The sequence below is a fragment of the Campylobacter concisus genome, assembly GCF_002912425.1.
Taxonomy (GTDB): Bacteria; Campylobacterota; Campylobacteria; order Campylobacterales; family Campylobacteraceae; genus Campylobacter_A; species Campylobacter_A concisus_AH.
Genome location: NZ_POYR01000019.1, coordinates 1 through 6,184, shown reverse-complemented (window position 1 = coordinate 6,184; position 6,184 = coordinate 1). Strand labels below are relative to the sequence as shown.

Sequence of the window (6,184 nt, the reverse complement as noted above, 5' to 3'; positions counted from 1 at the left end):
ATATAATCCTTCAAAAAAGGAGTTCTCATGAAAAAGATATTAAATTTTCTCTTGGTTTTGGCGGTATTTTTGGGTGTAAATTTGATGGCAAAAGACGAGTTTTTAAAGGAGCAGACGATGGCAGGGCAAAATTTGAAAGAAATTTATTTAGCAGGTGGCTGCTTTTGGGGCATGCAGGGATATTTTAAAAAGATATTTGGCGTGGTGGATACAAAAGTGGGCTACGCAAATGGTAAGAGCGAGAACACGAGCTACCAGGGGCTTCATGAGAGCGATCACGCTGAGACACTTTATGTGAAATTTGACGAAAACAGGGTCGCTTTGGCTGAAATTTTGGCTCATTTTTTTAGAGTGATCGACCCGACCTCGCTAAACAAACAGGGCAATGACGTCGGCAGGCAGTACAGAAGTGGGATTTACTATGTTAGCAAGGACGATCTACCAGTCATTGAGAGCTTTATAAAGATAGAGCAAAAGAAATTTAAAGATAAGATCGTGGTTGAGGTAGCACCTCTTAAAAATTTTATCATTGCCGAGGAGTATCACCAAGACTATCTTGACAAAAACCCTTTTGGATACTGCCATATCGATCTAAATTTGGCAAATAAACCGCTTTATGATGAGGCTAAATTTAAGCCGCTTAGCAAAGAGGAGCTAAAGAGAAATTTAAGCAGCGAGCAGTATGCCGTGACGCAGGAGGCGGCGACTGAGAGGCCATATAGCAGCGAGTATGATAAATTTGACAAAAAGGGCATCTATGTCGATATCACCAGTGGCAAGCCGCTCTTTTCAAGCGCTGATAAATTTGACGCAGGGTGTGGCTGGCCAAGCTTTACAAAGCCTATCACGACAACGGCACTTTCATATAAGGAGGACAACTCGTTTATGATGAAAAGAGTTGAGGTGAGGTCGCAAAACAGCGACGCGCACCTTGGGCATGTCTTTGAAGATGGACCAAGCGACAAGGGCGGACTAAGGTATTGTATAAACGGCGCTAGCCTTAAATTTATACCGCTTGAGGATATGGCTAGGCTTGGATACGAGGAGTTTATCCCCTACGTCAAGTAGCTTTTGTTGAAGCAAATCAATGGTTTGAAAAGTTTAATCAGAGTATAATTCTCCAAAATCAAAAGGAGAAAAAATGAGTGAATTTTTCAAAAACGCAGAGCAGTTTAATGTAGAGGGTGCGACAGTGCCGTTTTATAAATTTAGTGAAAATGGTGTAAATTTTGTAGGCTTTGACTCACGTCCTTGCGTGCCGCCAGAGCCTATGATGAACGCACTTTTGGCTATAAAATTTGCTGATAAAAACACAAAGATCGTGATGGTAAATCACAAATTTCCAGCTGGACTCATCCCAAAGATAGAAAAGAGCTTTGACATTAAGCGCGAGGACCTTGAGGGTGGGGCTGTGAAGATGACTTTTAGCCTAAAAGATGGCGCTAGTATAGAAAACATAGACACTAGCCTTTGCCACTAAGATGCTTTTAAACACCTATGCGCCGCCATTTAAGCTAGTTGGCGGCTACTTTATCGCTGGCATTTTTTTCTTAGCGCTTAGCGTCCCGGCCTTTTTTTACGCTGATTTTGAGGCGATTAGCTCGCTAAATACGGCCGGCTTTTTGCATATATTTTTCGTGGGCTTTGTGATGAGTATCATCATCGGAGCGCTATATCAGCTAACCTCGGTCATCTTAGAAAAGCCATTTTTCACGGTAAAAGGAGCTATTTTAAATTTAGCCATTTTTTGCGTGTCTCTACTTGCTATGAGCTATGCGATGGTATTTGGCGAGGCTAGGATTTTGCAAATCAGCGCAGTTTTTCTCTTTGGCACACTTCTCTTTTTTGGCTCGACCTATGCGCTAAGCTTTATGGATAATCAAAAAAGAAGCTTTGCGGCCTTTGCGCTCTTTGCCTCGGCGATATTTTTGCTAGTTGGCATAACGCTTGGATTTTGCCTGGTGATGATACTTGGCGGCACGCTTATGCTTGATTTTACTATGACGCTAAAATTTCACGTATATTTTGTGCTGGGTTTTGTATTTTTCGTGGTACTTGGGGCTGCAAGCGTGCTTTTGCCGATGTTTGCTCTGGCGCATGATCTTAAATTTACGCTTAGCAAAGCCTCTCTTGCCTTTTATATTTTGGCTGGGGTTTTGCTGGCGGTTGATGAAAATTTAGCCATTTTTGCAGTGGCTGTGGCAGCTTTGCTTTTTATAGCTCAGGCGTTTTACATCCTAAAAAAGCGCGTGAGAAAGGCGTATGATTACTGGAATGTAAATATCGCTCTTTCGCTGCTTGCCTTGCTTTGCGCTGCTATTTTTATGGTTTTTGAAAAGCTAAATTTGGCTGCATTTTTTATGATATATGGCTTTTTGTTTGCCTTTATCGTGGCTCATCTTTATAAGATCGCGCCATTTCTCATCTGGTATCACTATGTAGCTCCATTTGTTGGCAAGGCAAAAGTGCCGCTACTTGATGCGATGATACTAAAAAAGGCGGCTTATTACGCCATAGCTTTTAATGCCATTTCGCTTGTGTGCTACCCTTTGGCAGTTAGCTTTGAGATGAGAAATTTGGTCTATGCAAGTATGATTTTTATGGCTTTAAGCATTATTTTGCTTGCTATAAATATGATAAATGTTTTTAAATTTACTGGTTTTAAAGGATAAAAAATGAAAGAAAAAATTTATGATGCTCTGTCAAATATCGTCGATCCCGAGGTTGGCTTTGACATTGTTTCACTTGGGCTCATATATGATGCGAGCTGCGATGAAAACGGCAAAGCAAAGGTGACGATGACGCTTTCAACTAAGTCTTGTCCGCTTCATGAGATGATACTTGGCTGGGTTGAAACGGCTGTGCTTGGCGTGGAGGGTGTGAAAGAGTGTGAGATCGACCTAGTTTGGGAGCCAGAGTGGAATATCCAAATGGCAAGCGACTTTGTAAAAGCACAACTTGGAGTGAATTAATAAATTTGGCTAGAAATCTAGCTTTACTAGCAAATTTCTAGCTTTTCTTCTTAAACTTCTACTTTAAATTTTAAAAATATCATAAAAGCGTAGTTAAATTTGTTTGGGAGTGCTTAAAGTATTTAATAAATTCACAAATAAATTTATGCAAGTAAAAACTAAAAATAATGCGAGTTATAGAAGATAATTTTAGGCGTTTGCTAGGTAATGGTTAAAATTTGAATATATAAAAAGGTAAATTGCAAGATAAACTTGCAATTTAACAGGAGAATTTTTAGTTAAGACTTAGTCCATTTGGTGACGAAGATATGATGGAATATCTAGCTGAGAGATGTACTCATCACTGTTATATCCACCACTTACTCTTCTTTTTAAAACGATATTTTTATTTAAAAGATCATTTTCAGGCTCTTGGGCTATTTTTTTTTCTTCGCTTTCTTTTTCTGCACCTTTAAAACCTGTTGCAATGATAGTAACTTCGACTTTATTGTCTTCTATGTTTTCATCAGTTGTTGTACCAAAGATCACATCAGCATCATCATCAGATGCCTCCTCGATCATTGACATCGCACTATGAAGATCATCAAGTGAGCAGTTTGGATGCATTTTGAAATGAACTAAAACACCAAGCGCTCCGTTTATATTCATGTTATCAAGTAGTGGTGATTGGATAGCATTTTTGATAGCTTCTTGAGCTGCACCCTCGCCATAAGCCTCGCCAACGCCCATTAAAGCATGACCTCTGTGGCTCATAACTGTTTTTACGTCAGCAAAGTCAAGGTTGATATCGCTAACGCCAGAGTCAAGCACGATAGAGCACATACCATTTACTGCTCTTGCAAGCACTTCATCAACCATTTTAAAGCTCTCTTTGATGCCTGATTTTTTATCTATCAAAGTTAAAAGTCTGTCGTTTGGTATGATAACGATAGAGTCGCTCTCTTTTCTAAGTTCGCTTAGACCTATATCAGCTAGTTTGCTGCGCTTTTTACCCTCAAATGAAAAAGGCATAGTCACAACAGCAACTGTTAGCGCACCTATCTCTTTTGCAGCTTGCGCAACAACTGGAGCAGCACCTGTACCTGTACCACCGCCAAGACCTGAAGCGATAAACACAACATCAGAAGTTTCAAGAGCGCTTTTTATCTCTTCGTAGCTCTCTTGTGCAGCTTCTTTGCCAATCTCTGGTCTCATACCAGCGCCAAGACCTTTTGTCTTTTTTTCACCAAGCTGTATCTTTGTGTGTGCAGGAGAATTGTCAAGTGCCTTAGCATCTGTATTTGCTATCATTAGATCGATGTCTAAATTTGGATTCTCTCTTATGATGTGGTTTATCATATTACCACCACCACCACCTACGCCTACTACCTTTATCTTTGCGCTATATAGGCTCTTGTTCTCTTCGATTGTGAAACTGTTGCTCATTGTAAAAATTCTCCTCAAAATAGTTGTGTCATGCTGTGCCAAAATTTCTTTAAAGCACTTGGTTTTTTTTCTTGCTTACTTATATCAGCGATATTTGCAAGCTCGTTTTTGTTGTTTGTTTGCTCTAAATTTATATCCATATTTACAAGCTCAATGCCTTCTTCAAAATCATTTTTATCCTGTTTTTTTACTTCAAATTTCTCTTTTTTCTCTTCTTCAAAAATGTTGAAATTTGCTTTTGGCTTTGATCTTAACTCACCTTTATATCTCATCTTTTTTTCTGAGTCTATCTCATAAGGTGTAAATTCACCAGCGCCATACATACATAAACCGATGGCACAAGAATTTGCTGGATCTCTCAAAATTTCATATAAACCATCCATCTCTTTTGGTCTAGCGATCCTAACTGGCATGTTGTCAAATATCGCAGAAGCTAGGTCTTTTAGCCCATCAAGCTTTGTCATGCCGCCAGTTAGTACTATGCCAGCACCAACAAGATCTTTGTATCCACTATCTTCAAGCATATTTGCAAGCACCATCACAGTCTCTTCTGCTCTAGCTGAGATGACATTTGATATAACATCAAGTGAAACTTCGTGAGTTTTTTGCTCATCACCAAGTCTAGGAAGCTCGATAAGATCAACTGATTTATTTACTAGCTTGCCATATTCTAGTTTTATCTCTTCAGCTTTTGGTAAAGGAGTATGAAGCGCCATTGAAAGATCTATAGTTATATTTGCAGAGCCAACGTGTAGATATGAGTTATATCTTAGTGAATTTCCAGCGTGCACTACCATATTACATGTCTCGCCGCCCATATCTATAAGTGCAACACCAAGTTCTTTTTCGTCTTTTGTTAGTGTTGCTATGGCTGAAGCGTAACCAGAAAGAACTACATTATCAACCTGCACACCTGCTAAATTTACAGCCTTTCTTAGGTTGCTTAGTTGTGATTTTTGAATACTTATGATATGCGTTTGCACTTCAAGTCTAGTGCCATTCATACCGATAGGATCTTCTATAAATTCTTGCCCATCCACCTTAAAGTTGTAAGGTAAGACATGAAGTTTTTCATATTCTGGAGAAGTCTCGGCATTGTGATCTGCCATCTGCATGGCACGCTCTATCTCTTTTATGCCTATTTCATGATTTGGTATATTTACTACGCCACTGCTATTTACGCTTTTAGTATATTTTCCAGATATTGAAACTACTACTCTTTCGTAGTGTGTGCCCGCAACTTTTTGCGCTTCTATGAGTGCATTTTTTATAGATTTTGCAGCTAGTTCAATGTTGTTTATAGCACCTTTTTTTATACCTTGTGCTTTTTCTGTGCCTATTCCTATTATCTTTATGCCATCATCATTTTGCTCTGCTATAACAGCGCAAATTTGAAATGATCCGACATCTATGCCTAAAATTCTAGTACTCAAAATTTTTACCTTTTGACATATTCTTTAACTTCATAATATTTTAGAAGTTTGTTTGTTAAATCTTTTATCAACTCGTTGTTTTTAAGCATTGCAACATTTTGTTGTGTTATTTGCTTATAGTTGTTATTTATATTGTTAGTAAGCAATCTTTGTTCCAAAATATCGTACACTACGGCTTTGTCATCTAATATAACATAACCTTTTGTGTTGTTAGTGTCAAAAAGTTGAGAAACAAAAGCTCTTGTATCACTCTCGTTTAAGCCCGCAATAGAGCTATTTACCTCTCTGCTAACAAAGCCAATATCTGTTCCTTTAAAGTTTTGTAGAGTCTCTTTTGCTTTTGCTGTTAAAATT

Annotated in this window: 6 protein-coding genes and 1 pseudogene; 4 read left to right on the top strand and 3 right to left on the bottom strand. The window is 38.6% G+C overall.

The annotated features are described in order from the left end of the window. The first annotated feature begins 27 nt into the window (after positions 1-27). The 4 genes from msrB (at position 28) to CYP84_RS01130 (ending at position 2,972) form a co-directional block, all read left to right on the top strand. The gene (msrB, locus tag CYP84_RS01145; RefSeq protein ID WP_103636388.1) at positions 28-1,068 is read left to right on the top strand and encodes a peptide-methionine (R)-S-oxide reductase MsrB; all 1,041 of its coding nucleotides are present in this window, start codon (positions 28-30) and stop codon (positions 1,066-1,068) included. A gap of 73 nt (positions 1,069-1,141) precedes the next feature. After that, positions 1,142-1,480: a hypothetical protein gene (locus CYP84_RS01140; protein WP_103636387.1), complete on the top strand. Its 339-nt coding sequence runs from the start codon at positions 1,142-1,144 to the stop codon at positions 1,478-1,480. Position 1,481: 1 nt separating this feature from the next. Beyond that, positions 1,482-2,672, top strand: a complete 1,191-nt coding sequence (locus CYP84_RS01135) for a peptidase M50 (RefSeq protein WP_103636386.1) — start codon at positions 1,482-1,484, stop codon at positions 2,670-2,672. 3 nt (positions 2,673-2,675) lie between these two features. After that, entirely contained in the window at positions 2,676-2,972 is a 297-nt protein-coding gene (locus CYP84_RS01130) for a metal-sulfur cluster assembly factor (RefSeq protein ID WP_012001609.1), read from the top strand. A 285-nt stretch (positions 2,973-3,257) separates the two neighbouring features. Here CYP84_RS01130 and ftsZ read toward each other — a convergent pair whose 3' ends face one another. From ftsZ to CYP84_RS01115, 3 genes and pseudogenes are all read right to left on the bottom strand, one after another. After that, entirely contained in the window at positions 3,258-4,397 is a 1,140-nt protein-coding gene (gene ftsZ, locus CYP84_RS01125) for a cell division protein FtsZ (protein WP_103566946.1), read from the bottom strand. 14 nt (positions 4,398-4,411) lie between these two features. Further along, positions 4,412-5,830 carry a cell division protein FtsA gene (gene ftsA, locus CYP84_RS01120; RefSeq protein ID WP_012001611.1) on the bottom strand — a complete coding sequence of 473 codons (1,419 nt, stop codon included), beginning with the start codon at positions 5,828-5,830 and terminating at the stop codon, positions 4,412-4,414. Positions 5,831-5,835: 5 nt separating this feature from the next. Continuing rightward, positions 5,836-6,184 (bottom strand): annotated as a pseudogene (locus tag CYP84_RS01115) (peptidylprolyl isomerase); the annotation flags it as partial.